This is a genomic window from Lactiplantibacillus sp. B652, from assembly GCF_023806745.1.
GTDB lineage: Bacteria > Bacillota > Bacilli > Lactobacillales > Lactobacillaceae > Lactiplantibacillus > Lactiplantibacillus pentosus.
In genome coordinates this window covers 161,696-187,336 of record NZ_JAMSKY010000005.1, presented here as the reverse complement: position 1 = coordinate 187,336, position 25,641 = coordinate 161,696, and the positions used below count along the sequence as shown (strand labels likewise).

Annotated in this window: 23 protein-coding genes; 15 read left to right on the top strand and 8 right to left on the bottom strand. The window is 47.5% G+C overall.

Translation table 11 applies throughout. From position 1 onward, the window contains the following. Positions 1 to 160 precede the first annotated feature (160 nt). Both MZO40_RS08385 and MZO40_RS08380 read left to right on the top strand, forming a co-directional pair. Positions 161 to 925, top strand: coding sequence for an alpha/beta hydrolase (locus MZO40_RS08385; protein ID WP_105960855.1), 765 nt, complete (start codon positions 161 to 163; stop codon positions 923 to 925). A 9-nt stretch (positions 926 to 934) separates the two neighbouring features. Beyond that, complete coding sequence (locus MZO40_RS08380; RefSeq protein ID WP_056952727.1) at positions 935 to 1,426, top strand: hypothetical protein; 492 nt, start codon at positions 935 to 937, stop codon at positions 1,424 to 1,426. 129 nt (positions 1,427 to 1,555) lie between these two features. On the opposite strand, the gene MZO40_RS08375 is transcribed toward MZO40_RS08380, so the two are convergent. Further along, positions 1,556 to 2,695: an NADH-dependent oxidoreductase gene (locus MZO40_RS08375; protein ID WP_165861029.1), complete on the bottom strand. Its 1,140-nt coding sequence runs from the start codon at positions 2,693 to 2,695 to the stop codon at positions 1,556 to 1,558. 414 nt (positions 2,696 to 3,109) lie between these two features. On the opposite strand from MZO40_RS08375, the gene MZO40_RS08370 reads away from it, so the two are divergent. Then, positions 3,110 to 3,886: a TerC family protein gene (locus MZO40_RS08370; RefSeq protein WP_050339483.1), complete on the top strand. Its 777-nt coding sequence runs from the start codon at positions 3,110 to 3,112 to the stop codon at positions 3,884 to 3,886. After that, positions 3,886 to 4,743: an NAD(P)-dependent oxidoreductase gene (locus MZO40_RS08365; RefSeq protein WP_105960853.1), complete on the top strand. Its 858-nt coding sequence runs from the start codon at positions 3,886 to 3,888 to the stop codon at positions 4,741 to 4,743. Before MZO40_RS08370 ends, MZO40_RS08365 begins: the two co-directional genes overlap by 1 nt. A gap of 109 nt (positions 4,744 to 4,852) precedes the next feature. Here MZO40_RS08365 and MZO40_RS08360 read toward each other — a convergent pair whose 3' ends face one another. From MZO40_RS08360 to trpX, 4 genes are all read right to left on the bottom strand, one after another. Further along, complete coding sequence (locus tag MZO40_RS08360) at positions 4,853 to 6,208, bottom strand: FAD-dependent oxidoreductase (RefSeq protein ID WP_105960852.1); 1,356 nt, start codon at positions 6,206 to 6,208, stop codon at positions 4,853 to 4,855. Positions 6,209 to 6,484: 276 nt separating this feature from the next. Next, positions 6,485 to 7,267, bottom strand: coding sequence for an ABC transporter ATP-binding protein (locus MZO40_RS08355; RefSeq protein ID WP_105960851.1), 783 nt, complete (start codon positions 7,265 to 7,267; stop codon positions 6,485 to 6,487). Further along, entirely contained in the window at positions 7,254 to 8,162 is a 909-nt protein-coding gene (locus MZO40_RS08350) for an ABC transporter permease (RefSeq protein WP_003639293.1), read from the bottom strand. The genes MZO40_RS08355 and MZO40_RS08350 overlap by 14 nt, the downstream gene beginning before the upstream one ends. After that, positions 8,159 to 9,169, bottom strand: coding sequence for a tryptophan ABC transporter substrate-binding protein (gene trpX, locus MZO40_RS08345; RefSeq protein WP_050339762.1), 1,011 nt, complete (start codon positions 9,167 to 9,169; stop codon positions 8,159 to 8,161). The genes MZO40_RS08350 and trpX overlap by 4 nt, the downstream gene beginning before the upstream one ends. 1,108 nt (positions 9,170 to 10,277) lie before the next feature. On the opposite strand from trpX, the gene MZO40_RS08340 reads away from it, so the two are divergent. From MZO40_RS08340 to nagE, 6 genes are all read left to right on the top strand, one after another. Then, a complete protein-coding gene (locus MZO40_RS08340) occupies positions 10,278 to 11,147 on the top strand; it encodes a homoserine O-succinyltransferase (RefSeq protein WP_105960850.1) in 870 nt (289 codons plus the stop codon). 2 nt (positions 11,148 to 11,149) lie between these two features. Next, on the top strand, positions 11,150 to 12,436 hold the full coding sequence (locus tag MZO40_RS08335) for an O-acetylhomoserine aminocarboxypropyltransferase/cysteine synthase family protein (protein WP_003639285.1): 1,287 nt from the start codon (positions 11,150 to 11,152) through the stop codon (positions 12,434 to 12,436). Positions 12,437 to 12,470: 34 nt separating this feature from the next. Next, entirely contained in the window at positions 12,471 to 13,751 is a 1,281-nt protein-coding gene (locus tag MZO40_RS08330; RefSeq protein WP_105960849.1) for a homoserine dehydrogenase, read from the top strand. A gap of 148 nt (positions 13,752 to 13,899) precedes the next feature. Further along, the gene (locus MZO40_RS08325) at positions 13,900 to 14,799 is read left to right on the top strand and encodes a DegV family protein (protein ID WP_050339476.1); all 900 of its coding nucleotides are present in this window, start codon (positions 13,900 to 13,902) and stop codon (positions 14,797 to 14,799) included. 821 nt (positions 14,800 to 15,620) lie between these two features. Then, positions 15,621 to 16,595 (top strand): ketopantoate reductase family protein, encoded by a 975-nt coding sequence (locus MZO40_RS08320; protein ID WP_003639282.1) that lies wholly within the window; start codon positions 15,621 to 15,623, stop codon positions 16,593 to 16,595. 189 nt (positions 16,596 to 16,784) lie between these two features. Continuing rightward, on the top strand, positions 16,785 to 18,815 hold the full coding sequence (gene nagE, locus MZO40_RS08315) for an N-acetylglucosamine-specific PTS transporter subunit IIBC (protein WP_252133217.1): 2,031 nt from the start codon (positions 16,785 to 16,787) through the stop codon (positions 18,813 to 18,815). 281 nt (positions 18,816 to 19,096) lie between these two features. Here nagE and MZO40_RS08310 read toward each other — a convergent pair whose 3' ends face one another. Continuing rightward, the gene (locus MZO40_RS08310) at positions 19,097 to 19,477 is read right to left on the bottom strand and encodes a VOC family protein (RefSeq protein WP_050339474.1); all 381 of its coding nucleotides are present in this window, start codon (positions 19,475 to 19,477) and stop codon (positions 19,097 to 19,099) included. 381 nt (positions 19,478 to 19,858) lie between these two features. Here MZO40_RS08310 and MZO40_RS17435 point away from each other — a divergent pair, with 381 nt between their 5' ends. The 3 genes from MZO40_RS17435 (at position 19,859) to MZO40_RS08300 (ending at position 22,786) form a co-directional block, all read left to right on the top strand. Further along, a complete protein-coding gene (locus MZO40_RS17435) occupies positions 19,859 to 19,987 on the top strand; it encodes a hypothetical protein (protein ID WP_263852133.1) in 129 nt (42 codons plus the stop codon). A gap of 567 nt (positions 19,988 to 20,554) precedes the next feature. After that, positions 20,555 to 21,142 carry a GNAT family N-acetyltransferase gene (locus MZO40_RS08305; protein WP_003639279.1) on the top strand — a complete coding sequence of 196 codons (588 nt, stop codon included), beginning with the start codon at positions 20,555 to 20,557 and terminating at the stop codon, positions 21,140 to 21,142. Positions 21,143 to 21,232: 90 nt separating this feature from the next. Beyond that, positions 21,233 to 22,786, top strand: a complete 1,554-nt coding sequence (locus MZO40_RS08300; RefSeq protein WP_050339473.1) for an ABC-F family ATP-binding cassette domain-containing protein — start codon at positions 21,233 to 21,235, stop codon at positions 22,784 to 22,786. A 214-nt stretch (positions 22,787 to 23,000) separates the two neighbouring features. Here MZO40_RS08300 and MZO40_RS08295 read toward each other — a convergent pair whose 3' ends face one another. Continuing rightward, positions 23,001 to 24,194: a GGDEF domain-containing protein gene (locus MZO40_RS08295; RefSeq protein ID WP_105960847.1), complete on the bottom strand. Its 1,194-nt coding sequence runs from the start codon at positions 24,192 to 24,194 to the stop codon at positions 23,001 to 23,003. 223 nt (positions 24,195 to 24,417) lie between these two features. On the opposite strand from MZO40_RS08295, the gene MZO40_RS08290 reads away from it, so the two are divergent. Beyond that, a complete protein-coding gene (locus MZO40_RS08290) occupies positions 24,418 to 24,648 on the top strand; it encodes a hypothetical protein (protein ID WP_050339470.1) in 231 nt (76 codons plus the stop codon). Positions 24,649 to 24,660: 12 nt separating this feature from the next. Further along, positions 24,661 to 24,882, top strand: coding sequence for a hypothetical protein (locus tag MZO40_RS08285; protein ID WP_105919863.1), 222 nt, complete (start codon positions 24,661 to 24,663; stop codon positions 24,880 to 24,882). Positions 24,883 to 25,090: 208 nt separating this feature from the next. On the opposite strand, the gene MZO40_RS08280 is transcribed toward MZO40_RS08285, so the two are convergent. Beyond that, a complete protein-coding gene (locus MZO40_RS08280) occupies positions 25,091 to 25,555 on the bottom strand; it encodes an Lrp/AsnC family transcriptional regulator (RefSeq protein ID WP_252133216.1) in 465 nt (154 codons plus the stop codon). Between the last annotated feature and the right edge of the window lie 86 nt (positions 25,556 to 25,641).

Below are 25,641 nucleotides of genomic sequence, written 5' to 3'. Positions count from 1 at the left end.
GAAAATAGTTGCCTTGAAGTTTAGGCGAAGGTTTATGATTTTAATCGTTAACATGGTGGGACTGGGGATAGTCAGTAGACGTGACGATAAAAATGGTTGTAAATTGCCAACTACTGTTCTAGGTCATCACTAATCGGTTAGCGGAAAGGAGAAATGTGGAATGCCGGACACCAAGGTGAAAACGGTCAATATTCAACGAAAGCAGACAACACTTGTTGGTCAACTTTATTACCATGCTGATGGGCGCCAACATCCGACGATTATTTTTTGCCCAGGCTTAGGTGAGGATGTGAGTTTTGTGGCTGGCTACGCACAACAATTGGCGGCAAGTGGCTACACCGTTTATACGTTTGATTTCAGCGGCGGTAGTATTACTGGCTGGAGTACGGGATCAACACTTGAGATGTCTATTTTTACAGAAGCAGATGATTTGCGACGTGTTGTGAGAGTGCTACGGCAACGCCCTGAAGTTGATGCGAGCCAGTTATACCTTGCTGGTGAAAGTCAGGGTGGCGCGGTTGCTGCAATGGTTGCGAATGATCTGAACCAGCAAATTGCCGGGTTACTATTATTGTACCCTGCATTTATTATCCCGGATGATGCCCGCAAGCATTATCAAGATATCGATGCCATTCCTGAAAAAATACCGCACGCTTTCATGGCGGTTGGTCGAGCATATTATGAACCATTATTAAATTATGATATTTATGCACACTTGTTTGACTTCACGCGCCCGGTCTTGATTATTCATGGTGAAGCGGATCGGGTCGTTCCAATCAGTTATTCACGACGTGCGGCTCGATATTATGCACAGGCGACTTTGCGTCCAATACCTGGAGCCGGTCATGGCTTTTATGGGCGAAATGAACAAGTTGCAATTCAGTTAATGTTAGCTTTTTTGAGCCAAAGTCAATCAAATCTTTAGAGGTCAACGATGCAACAACTATTAGTAATAGATACAAGTTTGAAACCAGACGCTGCGTTGAATCGGCTAACACAAACATTCGCATCCCAGTGTCCTTATCAGCAAATTCAGTTAGCAACTCATCTGGTCTTTCTTGCACCAACGGATGATGACGAGGATGAGTTCATGGGAATCTGTGAAGCAGTTAGGGATACGGACATTCTTGCCATCGGGATACCAGAGCAGGTCGATCAATCAGCGATGCGTATTTTAGTCACTCGAATGTTGGCGCTGAAAACAGATAATCCATTCAGCTACAAGCAGCTCGTGCTGTTAACGCCGACCAAAGATGTTGATGAAAAGTTGTTTGATGTCTGGAGCCAGGTCGCGTGCCACCTGAATATGGACTTGGTCGAGGTAATCGATGATGTCCGGTCGGCAAAACGGGCGGGTCATCATTTATTTCAAACTGTGGCAACAACACCTGTCAGGTTCGTCTTTCACTATCACCGCCATAAATGATGAATGATAGCTAACTGGCTGAAAATTGGTGCTCACCAAACCAGTCGACTGTTTTAGCCTTACAGAACCTGCAAAAAACCGGTCTTCACAATTGAAAGCCGGTTTTACTTTTACTATTTTTCAGTTAAATTAGAAGGTTAGGCCAGGTAATGGAATCCCTTTTTGGAAACGGTCGGGATGAGCATAATTTTCAATGAGGCCTGCCGGTAAATCACGATGGGACATCTCCTGATGCGTAATCGTCGTGATAATATCCTGAGAACGGCCTTCTTTAATCTTTTGTGTGAAATCTGGGTCAATTAACAGTGCTCTGCCAATGTAAGTCCCATCAGCGACTGTTACGGCTGCTAATGCGTCATCCGCGGTATGGACGTGGGCGCCGATAAAGACGGGGCAGTGACCCGCTGTCAAGTTGTGGAAGATTTCAGCAAAGGTTTGTTTTGAGCCTTTCGGGCCTTCATTGAAGTGGTAATTTAATCCGCCAGATAGAGAGACATTCAAGTAGTCGATGCCAATCGCAATGGCCGCCTTTGTTTGCTCGACCATTTCTGCAACGTGGTAACCGACGTTTTCGCCGTGAACTTCTTCAGGACTAATCCGCCATCCGAGGATAAAGTCTGGTTTATTGGCGGTCGCAATTGTTTCTTTAACCGCTTTCAGAACGGCAAGTGGGAAGGCCATCCGCCGTTCTAAGCTTCCACCCCATTGATCATTGCGATGGTTTGAATAGGCTGAGAAGAATTGTTGCAGTAAATCATGGTGGCAATCGTGAATCTCAACCCCGTCAAAGCCAGCGTCAATCGCACGTTGGGTCGCATCTTGAAAATCATGGATGACGTTTTCAATATCAGTCGTGGTCATTTCATCCACGTCATAGTCGAGCCATGGAAAATCCATCTTACTAGGTGCATACACACGTTTACCAGCTGCCTGAGAAGGACCGGAATCACGTCCCGCATGTGATAATTGCAGGATGGCACGAGCCCCCTTTGACTTCATGGCAGTGGCTAGTTCACGCAATCCTGCCACACGATTATCGTGAGCAGCACTCAACTGACCAGCAACTTGAATGCCAGAATCATTGACGTAGGCGTATCCAGTCACCATAATGCCAGCATTGGCAGCTCGTGCACGCATATAAGTGAGTTGTCCAGCGGTCACATAACCATTGTCTGAAGAATCATCACACATTGGTGCCATCATGATTCGGTTGAAACTCTGCGTTCCGTTAGCAAACGTGATTGGCTCCAGTAATTTATCATATAACATTATGAATATCCTCCTAATGTTTCCGTAATTTGTTCCACTTGTCGTAAAACAAATTAAGTCTAAACCTTCGTCCGAACACCAAGGCAAATCTAAATAATCAGTTGTCGCGCTGTCACTCTGAAACGGTGCGGTTCTTTGACCACTATGGATGAAGGTTGAGCGTGAAGCGTTCATTTGATAAGACATTTCAGAATGTGATCAATCGTATGGATGGTTGAAGCGCGATAGTGGGGTGTTGCAGATTGACTTCGTGGTCAATAGTTGGGATTCGGCCAGGAACAGAAGGCAACATTTGACCAAATACGATGAAAATAAGTTTTATTTTTGAAAATTAGTTCTAGAAAGCGGCACCATTTATTATTACGCGTATACTTAAATTAGCGAACCAAAGAAATGAAAGAAAGAGGATGCCGTTTGTTACATTTAATCGAACAGTTGTATGGACCCTTCTTCAGCGCTGCCAACTGGGGCAACGTCGTGACATCCGCCAATGATTGGTTGATCATTCTATCATTAGCGATTATCGAATGTTTGTTGTCAGTGGATAACGCGGTGGTCTTAGCAGCTCAGACCCAGAGTTTGGATAATTTACAAGAGCGTGAAAAATCGCTATTCTATGGCTTATGGGGGGCCTATGTCTTCCGATTCTTGATTATTGGAATCGGGACGTATTTAATTAGTTTTTGGGAGATTAAAGTGTTAGGTGCGGCTTACTTAGGGTACTTAGTGTATCGGTACTTTAGTCAGCCCAAGGCGGGGGAGACCGTTGAAAAGAAACCCAAGAAGCAGCGGCGGTTCTTCGGCTTGAGCAAATTTTGGTCAGTGGTCTTACAGATTGAAATGATGGATATTATTTTTTCGATTGATTCTGTGTTAGCCTCACTAGCAATTTCGGACAATCCGGTCATTGTTTTGATCGGTGGGATGATTGGGATTGCCTGCATGCGGGGGATTGCAGAAGTCATCATGCGGTTGATGCGCAAGATTCCTGAATTGGAAACGATGGCGTATTGTTTGATTGTCCTGATTGCGATTAAATTATTTATCTCAATTCCAGCAATCGGCTGGGATATTCCAGCGACGGCCTTTGGTGGTATCGTCTTAGCGGCGTTTGCTGTGACACTAGCGATCCATTTCTGGCGTCGGCGGCGTAATCGTGGGCAACAGTTAGAAGAAAGGATGCGGAAGTAATGAAATTAGGTTGGATCGGAACAGGTGTGATGGGGGCGGCAATCGTCCGTAACTTAATGGCAGCGGGCTATGAGATGACTGTTTATAATCGGACCAAGCGCAAGGCGGATGACTTGGTGGCTAACGGTGCGACATGGGCTGATACCCCCGCGGAAGTCGCCCAAAATAGTGACGTGGTCTTTACGATGGTCGGCTTTCCGAGTGATGTCGAACAAGTTTATTTCGGCCACGACGGCATTTTTGAAGGCCTGACAGCGGGTAAGACGGTTATCGATATGACGACCAGTCAGCCTAAATTGGCGGTCAAAATTGCGGACTACGCGACGGCGCACGGGATACAGGCGTTAGATGCGCCCGTCTCAGGTGGTGATATTGGTGCCAAAAATGCGACTTTAACCGTCATGGTCGGTGGCGATGAACAGACTTACACTGCCATGCTGCCACTATTTAACGTGCTTGGACATAAGGTCAACCATTTTGGCGCGGCCGGAACGGGGCAACATGCCAAGATGGCCAATCAAATCATGATTGCCGGCACCATGACTGGCTTAACAGAAATGTTACTCTACACCAAAGCGGCGGGCCTCGAACCAGAAAAAGTGCTGGCAACCTTGTCAAGTGGCGGTGCGGATAACTGGAGTATGGACAATTATGTGCCGCGGATTTTAAAAGATGATTACACGCCTGGCTTCTTTGCTCGGCATTTCCTAAAAGACTTACGCATCGCACTCAGTGAAGCGGACGCAATGGGCTTGAACCTAGTTGCGACCGCCCAAGCCAAGCGCTTGTATGAAGTGATGGTCGATGTCAAAGGACTGGGTGACCAAGGGACGCAGGGGTTAATTAATATCTATTAGTTGACAGACTGCAATCCAACTCACTGTCATAATATTCTCAAATACTAAAACAGGGTTCCTCAATTTCTGAGGAACCCTGTTTTATGCTTTTTAAGCGGTAAAATTAACTTTATTTCAACGTTGCAGCGGCTTTTTGAGCGGCGACGTTAATGATGTTCCAAGGCCGGTCGAAACCAGGTTGGAAGAAGAAGTCGGTGTAAGCTAAGTCATCAACGGTTAATTTGGCCTGAACGGCAACGGAAATGGCGTTGATGTTGGCGGTAACGTCATATTTTGACATGATTTGGGCACCTAATACTCGACCATCGGAAGGGTCAAAGGTCAGCTTGAACCAAACCTTGGTGTTACCAGCGGCTTCAGAAACAAACTTTGGCCGAATCGTGTCAGTGACGAGTACAGAAGCACTCTTGACACCTAATTTATCGGCAGTGCCTTCTTTGACACCGGTTGAAGCAAAGTGGTAGTCAAAGACTGAAAGGGCAGATGAACCTGAAACGGCAGGCATTGGAACGTCTTCGCCAAGTAAATTCTTAGCGGCAATCCGACCTTGGCGACGTGCATTCGTGGCTAAGGCAATCCGATTGTCCTTACCAGTTGGGGCAAATGGGACCAAGGTTGCATCCCCAACGGCATAGATGTCTTTGTCGCTAGTTTGGAGATGGTCGTTGATTTTAATCAGACCATGGTCATCAAGATCGACAACGTCCTTCAAGAAACCAGTTGCAGGCCGAATGCCGGCAGCGGTGACGACTAAGTCAGCTGGATATTCGCCTTGGTCGGTAATGACTTTTGTCACATAACCGTCGACGCCTTCGTAGGCTTTAATACCTTGGCCAACCGCAGCGTAAATGCCATGGTCCGCCATCGTCTTCGTTAAGACATCCGTGAATTCTTGATCAAGGTATAAACTGAGTAGCCGTGGTAATAAATCAATGACCGTGACATGCATCCCAGCCTTGGCAAAGACTTCGGCAGCTTCAATCCCAATGTAACCAGAACCGATAACGACCACGTTCTTGACACTTGGGTCGACCGTCTTAGCCTTTAACTTGATGGCCCAGTCGCGACCACGCATGGCATAGATGTTTTCTAAGTCATGACCAGGGACGGGTAAGTCGAATGGAACGGCCCCGACACTAAGAACCAGCTTGTCGTAAGATTCATCACGTTCGTCACCAGTGGCGTGGTCGATGACGTGCACACTGTGGCTGGCAGGGTCGACCTTGCTGATCTCACTATTAACGAAGACGTGAACGCCTTGTGCCTGCATGCCTTCAGGGGTGGCATAGCTGACGGAGTTGACGTCTTTGACGGCACCTTCAAGGTATAACTGCATCCCACATGAGAGGAATGACAAGAAGTCACCTTTTTCGTACCATTGAATTTCTGTATCTGGTTGAGCGGCTAAAATACCGCGAACCGTTTCATAACCACCATGAGAAGAACCAACGACAATAACTTTCATAATTGTAAAGCCTCCAAATTTTAGTTTAGAACTGTTCTAAATAGAATATAACACTAACGCAGAAGATTCACAAGGGTAGTTTGTAATTATTCTAAATTAGCGAGTTTAAACTCACGTCTCGTGCGGACCAGATTGGTTAGAATTATTCTAGTTAGAATATAACACTAAATTAAATTGTTCACAACTAAAACGGTTACAATTTTTGCTAAAAAAACAGCCAATCAGCATCTTTCACTGACTGGCTGTCATTATTAATGGGGTTCAAAACGATGGTCGTTATTCAATGATATCAAAGAAGCTGAGCAATTTTTCCTTAGTTAGCTGTGCTTTTTCAGTCCCGCGAACATCGTATTTGATCTGGCCTTGATCGAGGACAATTAGCCGGTTGCCGTATTTGAGGGCGTCGTCTAAGTGATGAGTAATCATCAGACAAGTTAACTTTTCCTCAGTGACTCGTTGATTGGTCTGGGTCATTAATTGTTCGCTGGTCTTCGGGTCTAACGCGGCCGTGTGTTCATCTAGTAACAAGAGGTCCGGTCGTTGTTCGGTCGCCATTAAGAAGCTGAGCGCTTGGCGTTGACCACCGGATAGATTTTCAGTCGCAGTATTGAGCCGTTCAGACAGCCCATTGCCATCCATCGTTTCAGTCAGTTTCTGAAAGTGGGGCAGGTGCTTTTTGAGCTGACGTAGTTTCAATGTTCGCCGTTTACCGCGTTGGCTGGCGAGCAAGAGATTTTCAGCGACGGTCATCCGTGGGGCCGTTCCCATCTTTGGATCTTGGAAGACCCGCGCAAGAAAGACAGTGCGTTTTTCGACTGACATATGGGTGATGTCTTGATCACGTAAATGAATCGTGCCACTGTCAACGGGTAATTCGCCACTGATGGTATTAAAGAGGGTTGATTTACCCGCACCGTTGGACCCGAGGACGGTAATGAAATCGCCGTCGTACACGTCTAAGTTGAGGCCCCGCAAGATGGCGACCTCGTTGGGCGTGCCAGCATTGACTTTCGTGACGATATTTTTAAGTGCGAGTAATGGGGTTTTACTGTTCGTCATAACGTGCCACTCCTTTCTTCAAAACGTGGTTGAGATGTAGGGCCTTGCTGAATTGCGGTAACATCAAGCAAATGGCTAAAATCAAGGCGGATAATAGGTTCATATCGTTGGTGTTGAATCCGAGTTGAAGCACTAATAGACGGACGAACTGATACAAAATACTCCCGAGGGTCACGGCAACTAACCGTTGATTCAGAGTCAATTCACCAAAGACCACTTCACCAATAATAATCGAAGCTAACGCGATAACGATGATCCCAATCCCCATGCTGACATCGGCATAGCCGTTATTTTGGGCAATCAACGCGCCACCCAGGCCGATAATACCGTTTGAAACCATCAGGCCCATGATCGTCATATTGTCGGTGTTGATGCCAATCGAACGGGCCATTTCACGATTATCACCAGTAACGATAAAGGCTTGACCGAGATTGGTCTGCAGAAAGACGATCAGAACGACCGTAATCAAAACGATGACGAGCAGGCCGACGAAGACGCTATCGAAGTATTTTGGTAGTGATTCGAGAAAATGGTTGGAAAAAATCGTCGTCTTGCCGAGTAGGGAGACGTTGGAGCTACCACCCATGATGCGTAGGTTAATGGATAAGCAAGCGGTCATGACCAGAATCCCAGCCAGCAGAATCGGCACTTTACCTTTCGTGTAGAGCAGGCCAGTGACGAGCCCCGTAATGGCCCCAGCGACAAAGGCCAGACCAGATGCGGCGATTGGTCCCATCCCGTGGCTGATGGCCATGACAGCGGTGGCAGCGCCTAGTGGAAAGGTGCCTTCAACCGTCATATCTGGAAAATCGAGGATACGGAATGTCAGAAATAACGCGACGCCGAGGGTTGCCCATAAGAGGCCCTGGCCGATACTAGATACGATCATACTCATTTGTAAATAACCCCTTTCGTCTTGGCTTCCTTCAGCACGCTAGCTGGGAACTTGATGCCTAACTTCTTAGCTTCACTCAAATTGATCGTCATTTTACCCTTCGTAATGACTTTGATTGGATAGTTGCTGGTTGACTTGCCTTTCAAGACTTTGGCAGCCATCTCACCAGTCAATTTACCTAATTGGTATTGGTCGACGGAGAGGGTGGCGAGCCCGCCAGCTTTGACCATCGTATCCACAGCTGGAATTACTGGAATTTTAGCTTTATTGGTGACAGAAACTAAAGTCTTCATCGCACTGGCGACCCCGTTATCTTGTGGGGCATAAACGGCATCGACATTGGCAGCCATCGTTTCAGCAACTTGTTGCATATCGTTGGTGTTGGAAATCGTGTATAACTTGTATTTCACGCCTTCTTGTTTACAGATGCGGGCAAACTTCTTGGCGTTGTATTCGCCACCGTGGTCGGAAGTCGTATAAATGATCCCAATCGTTTTGGCATTTGGCACCAGTTTGCGTAATAAATCTAAATGCGACTTCAGTGGTGATTCACCAGAAGTCCCGGTAATGTTGGCGCCGGGATGCTGGTCACTCTTGATCAAGCCACTCCCGGATGGGTCAGTGATACCGGCCAACATGACGGGCGTCTGCTTGTTGGCGGCTGAGGCCAAGGCTTGTGCGGCGGGTGTCGCGATACCGACAGTCAGAGCGGCATTTTCATTCATGAATTTCTGACTCATCGTCTTCAAATTACTTTGGTCACCCTGAGCATTTTGATAATCGATTTTGACCGTCTTGCCATCGACGTAACCGTATTCCTTGAGACCAGCGACGACCCCGCGGTGAATCGCGTCAAGGGCCGGGTGCGTCTGGAGTTGTAAGATGCCGACGGTCGGGACTTTGTTGCTACTAGTCGTCTTCGAACTCGCCGTGGACGTCGTCGACTTGCCAGTCATGACGAAGGCGACCCCTAGAAAGACGATCAGGGCGCTAATAAATGCAATCATTCGTTTCAATCTAATCACCTCAAAAAATTTCTTAAGCTCGGGCAGTCCTGAAGCCAATAAAAAAGGGCAAACCAGTAAGCTCTGGTTTGCCCTTTACGGAACCGAAGCCTGCTGTGTTAAAACCCATGCAGACTTCTTTGAATATCAAAGTGAGCCGGCACAGATACAAACTGTTTGCCAGATTGTATCCGTGTTGACGGCATTACAATCTGAACGGCCGGCTTTGCCATGAACTGTTCAAGTTAGTAATTGACTTTGACATGCTTGGTTCCTCGCTCTCGTTATTGAATGAATTCAGTATAGGCAAAGTCGAAAAAAGTGTCAAGGATAAATTTCGGAAAATCTTAAAAAATGGTGTGAAATCAACCATTGATTTTCATCAACAGACACTGTTTGGCGCCTAATACGTTGGTTGTCATGAATTATGATTAAATCATGCTAGTTTGGATTGCTGTTCGTCAGCCGATGATCGTCCTAATCCGACTTCCGGGGCCGGCTGACAACGCTGGAACAGGGCGGACATCGATTTGAACTCACGCAGAAAACCACTGCGCAATTTCAAATACGAGTCTTCTTCTAGCCCGGGAAGACCACCCGGACAAGAAGAACTTCGCCCTTGAGCATTGTCCGCCAGCCCCTCCAGTCGGGAACCCGCTCGAATGGCGGATGAACGACCACCTATCTGGGTACAATTGACCACTGAATACTTTGCGACTGGTCCTTCAGGCAAACTTTTTCGAAATTATGAGTTGACAGCTTCAAAATCTGGTGTTAAATTAGTTTTAAATTAAAAACAGATTAAGACGTTGAAGAGAAGAGTAGTTGTATTACCGATTTTCAGAGAGCTTCGGAATGGTGTGAGAAGTAATCGGGCGTATAACGAAGATGAGCTTGGAGTCATGACGCGGGTCGTAACGGCTACGCGTGCGGTTGCAACCGATATATTGCGGGGTTTCCTAGTCTTGACTAGGGTACTCGTCGAGGTTGTGATCGTGAGATGGCAACGAATAACGGTGGTAACGCGAAAGCTTTCGTCCGTTAGTTTCAATTATGAGACTAATGGACGGAAGCTTTTTTTATTGGTTTACATCAGAGAGGAAGAGGTTACATGACAGTCACAGTCACGAATGGATTATTGAAGGCCCGCGGTGCTTGGGCAGAAACGGCACCCACAACTGAAGGGCAGCGGTTATTGATTTTGAATTTGATGCCGACAAAGTTATCGACTGAGCGGCAGTTCTTGCAACGACTCGCAGCGGGCGATACCGATGTCGAAGTGACGTTCATGTATCCCACCAGTCACCGTTTCAAGAGTTTGCCACGGCAGGTCGTTGCCCAAAATTATGTCACTTTGGCGGATGTCGCTGATCAGTATTTTGACGGCTTGATTATTACGGGCGCGCCGGTCGAAACGATTGACTTTGAAGCGGTCGATTATTGGCAAGAATTTCTGACGATTACCGATTGGGCCCAGACCCACGTTGGTCAGACCTTGTATGAATGTTGGGCCGCACAAGCCGGGCTCTACGCACAGTTTGGTATCCAGAAGCAACGGGTGGGTCACAAGGTGTTCGGAATTTATGCCGCCACCGCGACGGATGTGCAGTCGCCATTGATCAGTGGTTTGAGTGCGGGGGGCTTACTGAAAATGCCACAATCCCGCCACACTGAATTGGTGTTGCCCGCCAGTTCTCCAGCTGGACTACAAGTGGTCGCTGAGAATAACGAGGTGGGGCCACTGATTTTGACGGCGCCAGAACAACACGCGGTCTACGTCACCGGCCATCCGGAATATGAACAACAGACGTTAGCCGACGAATATTTTCGCGACCAGCGCAAACACTTACCAATTCAGTTACCTGAACATTATTTTGCCGATTCACAGCTGACCACGGTCGATTACAGTTGGCGAACTGCCAGCAATCGCTTTTATCAAAATTGGTTGGCAACTCTGAGTTTAACGAAAGTAGGTTATTAATTATGACAAACACGAATCCTGAAAATTATCACTTTGAAACGTTACAAGTCCATGCCGGTCAAACGGTTGACGAGACTGGTGCACGCGCCGTTCCTATCTATCAGACGACCTCATACGTCTTTAAGGACGCAAAGCAGGCGGCCGGGCGGTTTGCCTTGACCGATGCCGGTAATATTTATACCCGGTTGACCAATCCAACGACGGACGTGGTCGACAAACGGGTCGCGGCACTGGAACACGGGACGGCCGGGGTAACGCTTGCGACCGGCTCAGCAGCAATCACCGCCGCAATTTTAAATATTGCACAACAGGGCGATGAAATCGTGGCTGCCAACACCTTGTATGGTGGGACTTATGACTTGTTCAGCGTGACTTTGAAAAAATTAGGGATTACGACCCATTTCGTTGACCCCGATGAACCGGCCAATTTTGAAGCAGCCATCAATGAACATACCAAGGCGCTATACGTTGAAAGTATCGGCAATCCGGGCATTAACTTAGTCGACTTTGAAGCGATTGGTAAAATTGCGCACGACCACGGTATTATTTTCATCGTTGATAATACCTTTGGCACACCTTATCTTGTGCGGCCGCTCGAACATGGTGCGGACGTGGTCGTTCATTCTGCAACTAAGTTTATTGGTGGTCACGGGACGACAATGGGTGGCGTCATCGTTGAAGGCGGTCAGTTCGACTGGCGTGCTAGTGGCAAGTATCCGGACTTCACGACGCCGGACCCTCAATATAACGGTTTAGTCTTCGCCGACTTAGGTGGGGGTGCCTTTACCACCAAGGTTCGCGCCGAAACTTTACGTGATACTGGGGCGACAATTAGTCCATTCAACTCATTCTTATTATTACAAGGCTTGGAATCACTCTCACTGCGGGTTGAACGTCACGTGGAAAATACCCGCAAAATCGTGGCCTTTTTGAAAGACCATCCCAAGGTCGCTTGGATCAACTATCCGGAACTTGAAGATAGTCCGTACCATGACCTAGCAACGAAGTATTTCCCACACGGGGTCGGTTCCATCTTCACGTTAGGCCTGACAGGTGGCGAAGCAGCGGGCAAGGCACTGATTGAACACTTACAATTGTTCTCGCTACTGGCCAACGTTGCGGATGCCAAGTCTCTGATTATTCACCCAGCTTCGACGACTCACGCCCAATTAAATGAGCAAGAGTTATTGGCAGCGGGTGTGACCCCTGATTTGATTCGGATCTCAGTGGGCGTGGAAAATGCGGATGATTTGATCGCTGATTTAAAACAGGCGTTAGCACAAGTTTAAGATGATCGCACGGTAGAAATGGAGGGCGTGTACAATGACAACAACAATTGAAGTGGGCATGTTAGGTTTAGGCACTGTGGGTAGCGGTGTCGTCGAACGATTGACCCAAGCAGCACGAAAAATCGAGCAGACGCAGGGGATTCGATTACACCTGGCAGCAGTTGCTGTGAATCATTTGAACGCGCCCCGTGCCGTTAAACTACCGATTGGGACGCGTTTGACGGATTCACTGACAAACGTGGTCTGTGACCAGCGAATCCAACTGATCATCGAAGTCATGGGGACGGTCGCAACGGCCAAGTCCGCCATCAAAGCGGCCCTAAACCAGGGCAAATCAGTCGTCACGGCTAACAAAGATTTGATTGCGACTGCTGGGGCAGAATTGACAGCCTTAGCGCGGCGCCAACATTGTGATTTGTTTTATGAAGCGAGCGTCGCTGGGGGCATTCCAATTTTGCGGACCTTAACGGATAGTTACGCAACCGATAACATTCAGTCGGTTGACGGTATTATCAACGGAACGGCCAACTATATCTTGAGTGCGATGACGGCTGGTCAGACATACGGGGACGCGTTAGCCGCCGCACAAGCAGCTGGTTATGCGGAAGCCGACCCAACTAATGATGTCGGTGGCATTGATGCGGCCTATAAATTGATGATTCTGAGCCGGTTTGCCTTTGGACAAGGACTGACCTTTCAACAAGTCGCACCAGTTGGCATTACGGGATTATCCGCCACGATTTGCCAAACGGTCGCACGGCACGGGTGGCAGATCAAGCTTCTGGCGCAGGCAACCCAACATAATCAACAGCTGTATTGCCGGGTCGCCCCAGTGGCCGTCGCACAAACGCAACCGCTAAGTGAAATTGCGGGCGTTCAAAACGCCATCGCCGTTCAAAGTGATGCCATCGGCGCGAGTCTCTACACGGGGCCGGGCGCTGGCAGTACTGCCACAGCCAATAGTGTCTTGAACGACGTGATCGTGGCTGCTCAGCATCTCGTGAATGGACAGTCAGCGGTCAACACCGCGTTGCCAGTTAATCAGGGCGCTGTCACCAATTTGGCAGATTTGCCACAAGATTACTTGGTCGTTGGGGCTAAAGCAGTGAGTGCGGTACAAGTTTACGCTAATGAAGTCGATTTCTCACTTCAAACACTTGCGCCAGATTGTCTCCGACTTAACGCATTGACCGCACGCCAACGGCAACAAGTTGCGCGTCAAGTTCAAGTAACGCTCGTGCCGATTGCTGGAACGGTTCGATGGCCAGCAGCAACGAAGAATGCGATTACAACCCCTGTTCATGTTGCGATTTGAAAAAAGACGTTCAGGTACAGTATACTGTATCTGAGCGTCTTTTTTCTGGCGCTAATTTGCTATGGCTCGACCATAGAAGATGGACACGCTGAGCACAATGTCAGCGGGACGTGTTGAGTGCTGACTCGGCACGATGAGGAGTGAAATTATGAAAATTGCGGTGGTGACAGAAAGTTCTGCTGACCTAAGCGCACAGGCCGTCAAAGACTACCAGATCACGGTGGTCAACGACCCAATTATGTTTGGCAATCATGTTTATCATGAGAATGTTGATATTACGACGGACCAATTTTATCGATTACTAAAAGTTGAAAAGGAAATTCCGACGATTTCACAGATTTCGATGCCGGAAATGCAGCTGGTGTTCGACCAGTTGAAAGCGGCTGGTTATGACCAGATTTTAGTCATTGGCCTCAGCAGTGGGATCAGTGGCTGGATCAATAATCTAAAAACGTATGCGCCTTCCGTTGATGGTGTTGAGGTCCAGGTCTTTGATTCACGGACAGCCTGTGCTGGAACGGCCAATATGGTCAAACTAGCGGCGGCGATGGCCTTGGCTAACTATTCCATGGCTGATATTTTAACGCAATTAACACGGTTACGCGCCGCCACGACAACGGTCTTGATCGTTAATTCAATGCGGCATCTCGTCAAAAATGGGCGAATCTACAACAATAGTAGTTTGGCCGGGACGATGGTGTTACGCAACAAGCCGATTATCACGTTGAATGAACATGGCAAGATTCAGCTGATGGGTAAGGAACGGACTTTGAAAAACGCCCAACAAGCCGTTCAAGATGAGTTTGAACAGTTCGTCGTAACCAGCCAATTGCCGGTGCGTCTGGATGTGATCAGCGCTAACGACGAGCAAATCGCTGAAGATTGGGCGAGTGAATTACGTTACCAATTCCCAGCTGTGCGGGTCAAAACGGGAACGATTGGTCCAGTCCTCGGCGTCTTAACCGGCGACCACGCTCTGGGTATGATCTGGTCACTGGATTGGAAACCATTATTAACTGCACTGAATCAGGAGAACCAAGGGGATTAGGGTCAGAATCGGATACTTGTGCGTCAGCTAATGGTCGTCATAAGTCCACCAGCCCCGATCGTCGGTAAACTGCCAGATTGACAGACGAACGGACGCTTATACGCAGTTGACCATTGAATATCAGCTGACCTTAAACAGCACCCCTAAAATCAAACGAGCAGACTGTCACGAAACAGTCTGCTTTTTTCGACGATTTTCAAAGTTTACAGAAAAAAGTTTTCAAATAAGGTTGACATTTAGCTGGAATGGCATTATGGTTATAACATTAAAACTTGATGAAAAGCCGAAACGTTTTAAGGAGTAAGCACGTTGTGATGCGCAGAAAGCACCGGGAGCTGTGAAGGTGTGATGACAACGAGTGGAAAGCTAAAAGGTTGGCGTGAACTTTACGAGGTTCGCTGGGAGCACCCATTACCGTGCACGCGTTTAGTTGTTGTGAACGCGCTGAGTAATCGAATGTGAATTCGGTTAAATAATGAGGTGGTACCGCGTGGAAGCGTCCTCTGGATAATCTAAGTGATGATTATTCAGAGGGCGCTTTTTTCATCAAGTTAACACATAGTTTTAATTTTCATCAACGGGCACACAACTAGGTGCCCGGTTGAGACACATAGCAGTTTCACATAGTTCACAAGCATTGTCCTAAAACTGGGACACATAGGTCGTCACACATATTCATTTGATGAGGCTTCAAGTAGGCTCGTCATTAATCTTACAGGTGGATTTGAACCTGAACACATAACGTTCGTGATTGGAAGTATCCAGCTCACGAACAGATGGCAGTAGACACATAGTGGCAACACGAAAGGATGGTTTTACTTATGAAATATGGCATTATTGGCGCAGGTGCAATGGGTTATCGGTATGGCGTGATGTTACAAGAAAACGCCGGTGTTGACGTTGATTTTATCGATACGTGGGAACCAAACGTTGAAAAGGTGCGTGAACAGGGTGGTGTCACGGTCGCACGTGACCATCAAAATCGCCACGTGGTTCCAATCAACATCTACTATCCAGAAGAATACCAAGGCCATCCAGATGTTTGGATCATTTTCAAAAAGCAAATGCAGTTAGCCGATGAATTAAAACGAGATGCACCGATTTTCCATGATGACCAGTACGTCTTTGCGGCCATGAATGGGATGGGACATTTCGAAAAAATTGCCCAATATTTCCCTGAAGACCATATCATCGGTGGGACTGCCATGATTGCGACCGTTTTAAATGGACCGGCTGACGTTGACTTCATGGGCCCTGAAGGCAGTGAAGCGATGCATATGAGTAAGTATGCAGGCGAAATCGACGAAACGACCCGTCAAGCGATGGCGGATTTCAAAGCAGCCAACTTAAATCCAATTTGGTCCGATAATTTTATGGGCATGTGTATGTCGAAGGTCGTTTTCAACGCGGTCACCAACAGCTTATGTACGATGTTTGAAATCCAAATGGGCCAGTTCATTGAATATCCAGGCGTTAAGGATATGGCCACTCAGATGTTCAATGAAGCCTACGATGCCTGTGAACGCGCGGGCATCAAGTTAATTGAAACCCGTCAAGAAGAAATCGATTCCGTGGAAACGGTCAGTCGGGCTTATAAGTACCATTACCCGTCAATGTATCAAGATTTCTCAAAGGGACGGCCAACCGAAGTTGATTACATCAACGGCTATATTGCAAAAATCGGTCGGGAACATGACTATGTCTGCCGGGTTCACGAATTTGTGACCCATGAAGTTCACTTAGCAGAAATGATGCGTCAATACCGGCATCCAGAAGTACCGGTTGCTGAAAAATAAGAATATTAATGAAAAAGTTCTGATAACTTTCAGAACTTTTTTTGTGCGCCGACAAACTTAATTTCATCACGTTGAAAACGGTTATTTCCATATTGGTCTATACACTAATTGATTCGAGAAAACTTGCAATGAAAACATGTTGTGATAGGATTTATAGCGTGCATAAAAAGAGATTGAGGAGAAATTGGTATGAAGACATATTTTCAGAAAATCGGTCAGTCGTTAATGCTGCCGATTGCAACGTTGCCCGCAGCAGCGATTCTAGTCGGGATTGGGAATTATCTCCCGAAGCAGTGGCTGTTTGCGAACTACTTAATTCAGGGTGGCGACGTTGTCCTGAACAACTTAGCCTTGCTGTTTGCAGTCGGGCTGGCGATTGGGATGTCAGTTAATAAGGACGGAGCAGCCGCGATTGCTGGGTTGATCGCATTTGAAGTGCCGGTGACGGTGTTAAAACCAGCGACACTAGCAACGATGTTGAACGTGAAGGCGAGCCACATCAATCCGGTGTTTTCCGCGCTAGATAACAACGTCTTGATTGGGATCAGTGCCGGTTTGATTGCGGCCGCACTGTATAATCGCTTCCACGAGGTCAAACTTCCGATGGCTTTGTCGTTCTTTAGTGGCAAACGATTGGTGCCAATTATGGCGGCCTTCGTGATGTTGATTGTCACGGCGGCCTTATACTTTGTCTGGCCGTTCGTCTATGATGCCATCGTGTTGTTTGCAACGGGGATTTCCAAACTGGGCTTTGTGGGAGCCGGTCTGTACGGCTTCTTCAACCGGTTGTTGATTCCGACTGGGCTACACCACGCACTGAATTCAGTGTTCTGGTATAACGTAGCGGGAATCAATGATATTGGTAATTTCTGGGCCAGCCACGGTGTCAAGGGGATCACTGGTATGTATGAAGCGGGCTTCTTCCCAATCATGATGTTCGGCTTGCCAGCTGGTGCCTACGCGATTTATCGCAATGCGCGGCCAGAACGCAAGAAGGAAGTCGGCTCACTGATGCTGGCAGGGGCCTTCGCCTCATTCTTTACTGGGGTCACGGAACCACTTGAATTTTCGTTCATGTTCGTTGCTTGGCCACTGTACCTGTTGCATGCCGTCTTCATGGGCTTGTCGCTCGGGTTTGCGGCGTTGATGCATTGGACGGCTAGCTTTTCCTTTAGTGGTGGCTTGGTCGACTACTTGCTGAGTTTCCGGATGCCATTAGCAAACCAACCTTACATGTTGTTAGTTCAAGGGGTCGTTATGGCAGTCATCTACTACTTTGGCTTTGATTTTGCTATTAAACGGTTCAACTTGCGGACGCCTGGTCGTGAAGCAGTGGCTGCTGGCGTTGATGCAACGGCGGCCGGAATCACCGCAGATCACGCGACCACGCCGGCTGTCGCAGTGGCTGCAACGGACGATAAGTACATGCGTCAGGCCAAACAAATTTATGCGGCGATTGGTGGGCATGATAATATTAGTGTCATTAATAATTGTACGACCCGTTTACGTTTACAATTAAAAGATACTGCCCAAGTTGACCAACCCGCTGTGATGGCAGCTGGGGTTCCCGGACTGAACGTGTTAGATGTGCACAACATCCATATCGTCATCGGGACCGAAGTGCAGTTCGTTGCCGAAGCATTACAGCAATTATTTAGCGGTCAGTTGGCTGTTCAATCGGCCACAGCGACTACGGAACCTGAAACAGCGGCAACGAACCAGTCGGCATCTGACGATTCAGCCGCAACTGATAACGAGGCAGTGCCAGTAACCACGGTGCTCCATGCGCCAGCGACTGGCCAATTGATGCCCATCAGTGACGTTGCGGACGAAACTTTTGCGGGTAAGTTGCTCGGTGATGGCTACGCTGTCGAACCAGAAGATGGCGAGATCTTGGCGCCCGTTAGCGGGACAGTCACCAGTGTCTTCCCGACGAAGCATGCGATTGGCTTGAAGACCGCTAGTGGCCTAGAAATCCTGTTGCATATGGGAATCAACACGGTCGAAATGAATGGGACGCCATTTACGTTACACGTTGCTGCTGGTGATGAACTGGTAGCTGGACGCGCCGTGGCAACGGTCGATTTGGCCGCCATCAAAGCTGCGGGCAAGGCCACGACGATGATGGTCGTTATTACGAACATGGATCATGTCACGAACCTGACGCTCAATCCAAAGGGCCACGTCACTAGTGGCGACTTGATTGGCGCTGCTGAATAAAATAAATTAAATGATAAAATGCCGACTAAATCGTGTCTGATTTGGCCGGCATTTTTAGGGGCAATTAGACCAGCGTGACTAGCACGGGTGAAGACGGTCCGTGAGTTAGTTTCGTACGTTGATTGGAAGTAATTGAGAAACCCAACATTTAGACGGCATATTAATCCGAATGACGAGGATTGCGTCCAAAATTGATCCTGCTAAAAACGCCAAGCGACACTGGTTACAATAAACCGATGTCGCTTGGCGTTAGTTTTAGCCTTAAATTCTAAACCACCGAATTAGCGGTAGTTGCTGATTTCAATCAGATTATTATCGGGATCGCGAACGTACAGTGAAGTCAGTTGACCGTGGGCACCAGTGCGTTCAACGGGGCCTTCGACGATATCCACGAAATAGCTCTTGAGGTGGTGTTGAATATCGTCTAAGTTATCTTTGGCAATCAAGCAAAGGTCGGCACTTCCGGGCGTGGGGGTTGCCGCTGCCGGTTGGTGAGGCGCTGCGACCGTTTCAAAATTAATCTTTTGTTTGCCAACGAGGACCGCTTGCCGGTCACCTTCAAAGGTCACAATCGGCAGGTCGAACACTTCATGATAAAACCGCAATGACCGGGCAATATCGGTGACGGTTAGGGTGATATGATCAATGTCGCGAATATTCACAAACTCAAATCCCTTCAAAATAAATTCGTTTTCCAGTATACCACGATTGTGCGCCCATGCGCATTGCGTGTGGCTATTGACCCAAACGGATGGGATGCGGCAATAGCCAAATTAAACGCATTGGGCTAGTTAAGTTGTCATGGATCATGATTAAATCATGCCGGTTTGGATTACTGTTCGTCTGCCGGTGCGCACCTTAGTCCGACCTCCGGGGCTGGTTGACAACGCTGGAACAGGGCGGACATCGATTTGAACTCACGCAGAAACCCACTGCGCAATTTCAAATACGAGTCTTCTTCTAGCCCGGGAAATTCACCCGGACAAGAAGAATTTCGCCCTTGAGCATTGTCAGCCAGCCCCTCCAGTCGGGAACCCGCTCGAATGGCGGATGAACAGCCACCTAACTTGGTGCAATTGACCACTGAATATTTAGTGACTGGACCTTCAGGCGAACTTTCAATCGGTATTGATGCTGAATTATGGTACTTGGTTACTGAGAAGATTACCTGAATATTATTCGTAAATCTTAATGCCACTAATTTCAGTGGTGACTAGTCGTGAATTTAGCCGATCCAATAGCCTGCACTCAGAATTCAAGATTGTTATCTCTGGCGACTGGAGAAAGTTCTGACAAGTTGGGTGAAGCTGCATGTCCGAAGCATTTAATCATGAGTAGCGCATTTAGCAATTGTTAGAAATAAGTCTGACCCGAACACGTTTCATCCATATTGCGGGAGACATGGAAGACCAGTATTTAAGACGTGGGCTTTCGGCTTAAATCTGTGTCCATCACGTTCCAGCGTTGTCAGAAATGCCTGGAAGCCGGACTAGGAAGCATCCACCACAGCAAGTTTACGCTAACTCGCACTGTTTCCAGCGGGTCTCAGCTGGCAGCACTTGACCTTAGAAAATAGCATGATTTAATCATGATTCATGATAAATTAACCAGCACAACGCATAAGCAAAATAACCCGTTCATAGAAAGTGACATCTGTAACCGTTCCCAGCGGACTCGACTTTTGACAACCTTGACGTTTCATAGTAATGTAGAGATTACAATAAGAAGGAGGGCTATTCGTGATAACAATTCGACCAGCCGATCAAGACGACGCGGGCCAGATAGCACCGCTAATTAATATGATTTTTGATGAAATGCAACTTGAGGAACTAGACGACATTCCTGAACCTGACTTAGAGCAGGCCATTACTGCCGCGTACCGGACACCAGATTATTTGTCCGGAAAAGCGACGACGGTGGTGGCCGAGGCCGATGGTCAAGTGGTTGGGGTAGCGTTTGGTTATCCTGACAAAAATGAGGACGCGGTTGATGACGTGTTAGCACGGGTCACTGCGGATAATGATGCGTTTGGTTCAGCATTTGAAGCTGAAGCTGAAAGTTATGAGCACGAATGGTACCTGGATTCGATTGCGGTCGACCCGAATTATCAGGGTCATGGGATTGGTGGCAAGCTACTGGCCGCCTTACCACAATATGCTCGTCAAGCCGGACAACAACGAATCGGTTTGAACGTGGATATGGCAAACTTAGGAGCGAAGAAGCTCTATGACCGCTACCATTATGAGACGGTAGGGATTAAACCTATCGGTGATCGGATGTACTTCCATATGCAATATGAACTAGATAAGGAATTGGTCTTCGCCTAATTGGTAGAAGCCACTTATCGCAACGGGCCTCGTGACGTAACGGGGCCTGTTTTAGTACGGGACAAAATGAAAGTGTAGGTTGAAACTAACATGGCTTTACTAGAAGTAACGGATTTATCGCAAAGCTTTGCGGACCGGAAGTTATATGAAGATGCCAATTTTACGTTAGAACGCGCGGACCACATGGGAATCGTGGGCCAAAACGGGGCGGGGAAGAGTACCCTGATCAAGATTCTAACGGGTCAAATCTTGCCATTATCCGGGCAAATCAAATGGCAACGCAACGTGCGCACGGGGTATTTGGACCAATATGCCGATATTCCTGCGGGGATGACGCTGTATGCGTTTCTGAAAACGGCTTTCCAGCGACTATACGACTTGGATGCGCAGATGCAACAGTTGTACGCGGACTATGCTGAAAAGATGGACGACCAACTCTTGGAGAAGGCCGGCCGGATTCAGGAAACATTGGAAGCTAATAATTTTTATGATATTGAAACTGAAATGGAACGGGTCATTACCGGGCTTGGTTTGGACGAAATCGGCCGCGACCACGTCATCAGTGAGATGTCTGGTGGACAACGGTCGAAGATTATTTTGGCCAAGCTGCTGCTTGAAAATCCGGATGTAATTATTCTGGACGAACCGACCAACTACCTAGATACTGCTCATATCAGTTGGTTGGAAGACTATCTGAATGGCTTTGATGGGGCCGTCATGGTTATTTCCCATGATTATGATTTCTTGCAACAAGTCACGAATTGCATTTGCGACGTGGCGTTTGGGAAGATCATCAAGTATCGCGGCGACTTTAAATCTGCAATGCGGCAAAAAGAAGCACGCAAGGAAGCACAATTGAAGGCCTTTGAAAAGCAACAAGTTGTGATTGAAAAGGCAGAGAAGTTTATTCGTAAGAACAAAGCCGGCTCGAAGTCGACGATGGCCAAGTCGCGGGAGAAGATGCTGTCGCATATGGAACGGGTCGATCCGCCGAGTGAAAACGTCCACGCGAAGTTCTCGTTCCCTTATTTGGATACTGGGTCGCAAAACGCGTTGAGTGTGACGAAACTCTCCGTTGGTTACGGTAAACCATTGCTGGAACCAGTGACCTTTACGATGACCAACGGCGAAAAGCTGGCGTTTAAAGGCTTCAACGGGGTCGGTAAATCGACGCTGATCAAGTCGATTTTAGGCGTGATTCCAGCTTTAAGTGGGAAGTCCAACTTCTCACCATCGGCTAAAATCAACTATTTCAACCAAGACTTGGAATGGGATAACCCGCAGTTGACGCCGTTACAAACGATTCAAAACGAATATCCGACGATGTTGCCAAAAACGATTCGGACAAAGCTTGCCAAATGTGGGATCAACGCTGCTAATGCCATGAAACCCATGCACCTCTTAAGCGGGGGCGAACAGACCAAAGTCAAGTTGGCGCTACTCGAGCTAGTCCCTAGCAACTTCTTGATTATGGACGAACCGACCAACCACTTGGATGATGAGACCAAGGAAGGGCTGAAGCGGGCATTGCAAGCCTTCCCTGGTAACCTGATTTTGGTTAGCCACGAAAGCAGCTTCGTCAATGGTTGGGTCGATAAGGAATTAAACGTCGAAAAACTGAGCTTGAAGGAACGGCAGGGCTAAGACTAGTGCTGTGTAGGATTTACGAGCTTGGCCAGGAATTTGTGCGGTCGTTTAAATAAGCACGTCTGCGTGTTTGTTCACTGGCGATTAAAGACAAACCGCGCCAATGTGTCAGCATCGATTGGCGGTTATGGCTAAATGAAAATAGGTTCTTCAAAAATTGATCATCCAATTCTTGAAGAACCTATTTTTGTTTGCAAATCCCGTTCATCGCTTAATTATCCGTCAGCAACCGATTCTCAACCGTTGTGCGGTCGCGGCCTGCTTGTTTGGATTGATAGAGGTAGTCATCGACGCGGACAAACCAATCGGTGAAGCTGTGGTCAGTTGCTTGTAATTCGGAGATGCCGATTGAGACGGTGACGGCCAGGGTGCTGCCTTCAAATTCCAGTGGTTCGGCAGCAAGTTCCCGCTGAATCGTTCGCATGACTTGACCGACTTCAAGCGCAGGCATGCCGCGAAAGATAATGATAAACTCTTCGCCGCCGTAACGGAATAATTGCCCGTGCGTACTTCGTTGCTTCAATTGTAGATCAACAAATTTCGCGACGTGCCGCAGCACGGCGTCGCCTGCCAAGTGGCCGTGTTCATCATTGAAATTTTTGAAATGGTCGATGTCAAACATCGCCATGGTGACCGGCCCCATGTTGCGACGCTGGTACACTCGAAAGACTTCTTGAGCGCTGGTATCGAAGCTGGCGCGGTTGCGGATGCCCGTCAGCTCATCATAATTGACTTGGTGATCGAAGGTGAGGACCTCGTCGAAAAATTTCTGAGTCCAACGCACTGCAAGTCGGATGAGCCACATATAGACGATGAAACCTAAAATAATGAACAATGTGTGGGTCAGTTTGAACGGATGAAACGACCAGATCACGCCCCACCACGTGCCACTATACAGCACTTGAAAGCCCAGGTATTTCCACTGATTGGCAATCAAAGCCTGGTAATTGTGAGCGATATAAATGACGGTGCCAATCAAAATCACCGTCATGACCATGAAGACTGGTAGATACTGGGTGGTATGTCCGAGCCATATGGCCTGTCCGTAGATGAAAAGTGGCATCAAAATGTTGATGACTTCCACGGCCAGGTTGCGCATCGTGTTCAAACTGAACAAGAGTACCGTTAGCTGGACGGTTGCATAAGTCCAGCTAATCACACTGCCGGAATTCAGGGTGATAAAAATTTGGCGTAACAAAATCATACTGACGAGAACGCTGACTGCTTCGGTGCCGTGAGCCAGATAACGCCAGGTTGGTGCTTGGTGCTGGTTAGCTTGGTGTTCGAGCGCGTAGGTCAGAATGGTCATTAAAGTGATGAGACCAATCGTAATGAGCACAATAATCAACATTTTGATATTGAAAAAATCTCGTCCTAGGCTGGATAGTGTGAATAGTTGTAACACAGTGTGCCCCCATAATCATTGCGTTTAATTGCTTTGTCCTTTAATCATAACATGTAACCCAGGTAACTGTTAACCACTGATTGTCAGGTTTGAAGCTTATTTGGACATCTTTACAAAAAGATAACATGCTCTTTACATTAATATGGTGATAATTTCTACCGATATTCGGCATACTGAACTTGTAAGTTTGGTCAATTAACAGTGTTTGAGGGGGGACTGCATCATGGTGCATGGCATGTTTTATAGCGTGCTGGGAATCGGCTTTTTAGTCAGTATTGGCATCAAGTGGCTTTTCCGAAGTTATTTTCAATTGTTGATTTTGGTTCATAGTATCGAAATTCTATTCATGACAGTCGTCTGTTGGTATCAATTTGGATTATTGACCTTAATGCCATTGACCGCGTTATGGGTCATTGGTATGGGCGTTATTTATATGATGAATCGATTTGCCTAATGGAGGTGCGCAATGCGACGGTGGTTTGTGAGTTTAACGCTTGGCATGTTAGTGGGCGCAATTTCGACGCTCATTTGTCTCATCATGGTTCATTGGCTAGGGACGTGGTTGTGGGCCGGAGTCGTCGGTGGCCTGGGATTACTAGTCAGTTGTGACATTGGCTTGGAGCATTTGAAGCAACGTTATCAGTTGACGAGTGCCCACGCTATTTTTCGATTGTTGAATTGGGCTTAACAGTGAGTGCCTTTTGCGGTCTGTGCTGATGACATGAAATTAGACTGAATCCACACCAGACTGGTTTGGATAGCTACCGCGCTGATAAAGCAGTAGTTGGGGGCCGACCAGTCGCTTGATGGTCAGTATAAATAAGAGAGCCGTCGCTTCTTTTCTAATCGAAGCGACGGCTCTTGCTTTAATCAAGTTCAATTGACACAGTCAGTACTTATTGTTCGTCGCTATCCACATCTTGGTCTTCAGGCAAACGGAGCCTGCGGTTGGCAACACTAGTGGAGAAGACGATCTGGGTGCTCGTCTTACCAAAGGTCTGTAACTGGTTGACGAATTCGTCGAGCGCCTGCGTGGATTCGAAGATGACTTTCAAAATTTGCGAATATTCACCAGTCACACAGTCACATTCGAGAATGTTGGGAATTCCAGCGACAAATGGGTAGAACCGCTCTTTTTGGGTCGGTTCAAGTTGGAGTTGAATATAAGCTTTAATATGATAGTTTAATTTTTCATAGTTCAGATTGGCCTGATAGTCACGAATGATGCCGCTCTTTTTCAGGCGGGTGATGCGCGCGGAGATTGCGGGTGAGGAGATGAAACACTGGTCCGCAAGTGCTTTTAACGAGATGCGTGCATCGGCCTGCAAGGCGTTCAAAATCTTCAAATCGGTCTTATCCATCGTCAAAACGCCTCCTAAAGTAATTATTAGTATCATAGCATACTTTCACAGTTGTTTTTAATATTTACGGTGAACTTTTTACAGAA

Excerpts from the sequence above, each read along its gene's own strand:
- MZO40_RS08350 (WP_003639293.1), bottom strand. The coding sequence starts at position 8,162 with ATGAGTATGATCGTATCTAGTATCGGCCAGGGCCTCTTATGGGCAACC.
- MZO40_RS08280 (WP_252133216.1), bottom strand. The coding sequence starts at position 25,555 with ATGGATAAGACCGATTTGAAGATTTTGAACGCCTTGCAGGCCGATGCA.
- MZO40_RS17435 (WP_263852133.1), top strand. The coding sequence starts at position 19,859 with ATGGCGGATGAACAGCCACCTAACTTGGTGCAATTGACCACTGAATAT.
- MZO40_RS08360 (WP_105960852.1), bottom strand. The coding sequence starts at position 6,208 with ATGAAAGTTATTGTCGTTGGTTCTTCTCATGGTGGTTATGAAACGGTT.
- MZO40_RS08325 (WP_050339476.1), top strand. The coding sequence starts at position 13,900 with ATGAAAATTGCGGTGGTGACAGAAAGTTCTGCTGACCTAAGCGCACAG.
- trpX (WP_050339762.1), bottom strand. The coding sequence starts at position 9,169 with ATGATTGCATTTATTAGCGCCCTGATCGTCTTTCTAGGGGTCGCCTTC.
- MZO40_RS08335 (WP_003639285.1), top strand. The coding sequence starts at position 11,150 with ATGACAAACACGAATCCTGAAAATTATCACTTTGAAACGTTACAAGTC.
- MZO40_RS08290 (WP_050339470.1), top strand. The coding sequence starts at position 24,418 with ATGGTGCATGGCATGTTTTATAGCGTGCTGGGAATCGGCTTTTTAGTC.
- MZO40_RS08340 (WP_105960850.1), top strand. The coding sequence starts at position 10,278 with ATGACAGTCACAGTCACGAATGGATTATTGAAGGCCCGCGGTGCTTGG.
- MZO40_RS08375 (WP_165861029.1), bottom strand. The coding sequence starts at position 2,695 with ATGTTATATGATAAATTACTGGAGCCAATCACGTTTGCTAACGGAACG.
- nagE (WP_252133217.1), top strand. The coding sequence starts at position 16,785 with ATGAAGACATATTTTCAGAAAATCGGTCAGTCGTTAATGCTGCCGATT.
- MZO40_RS08300 (WP_050339473.1), top strand. The coding sequence starts at position 21,233 with ATGGCTTTACTAGAAGTAACGGATTTATCGCAAAGCTTTGCGGACCGG.
- MZO40_RS08330 (WP_105960849.1), top strand. The coding sequence starts at position 12,471 with ATGACAACAACAATTGAAGTGGGCATGTTAGGTTTAGGCACTGTGGGT.
- MZO40_RS08320 (WP_003639282.1), top strand. The coding sequence starts at position 15,621 with ATGAAATATGGCATTATTGGCGCAGGTGCAATGGGTTATCGGTATGGC.
- MZO40_RS08380 (WP_056952727.1), top strand. The coding sequence starts at position 935 with ATGCAACAACTATTAGTAATAGATACAAGTTTGAAACCAGACGCTGCG.
- MZO40_RS08285 (WP_105919863.1), top strand. The coding sequence starts at position 24,661 with ATGCGACGGTGGTTTGTGAGTTTAACGCTTGGCATGTTAGTGGGCGCA.
- MZO40_RS08385 (WP_105960855.1), top strand. The coding sequence starts at position 161 with ATGCCGGACACCAAGGTGAAAACGGTCAATATTCAACGAAAGCAGACA.
- MZO40_RS08355 (WP_105960851.1), bottom strand. The coding sequence starts at position 7,267 with ATGACGAACAGTAAAACCCCATTACTCGCACTTAAAAATATCGTCACG.
- MZO40_RS08365 (WP_105960853.1), top strand. The coding sequence starts at position 3,886 with ATGAAATTAGGTTGGATCGGAACAGGTGTGATGGGGGCGGCAATCGTC.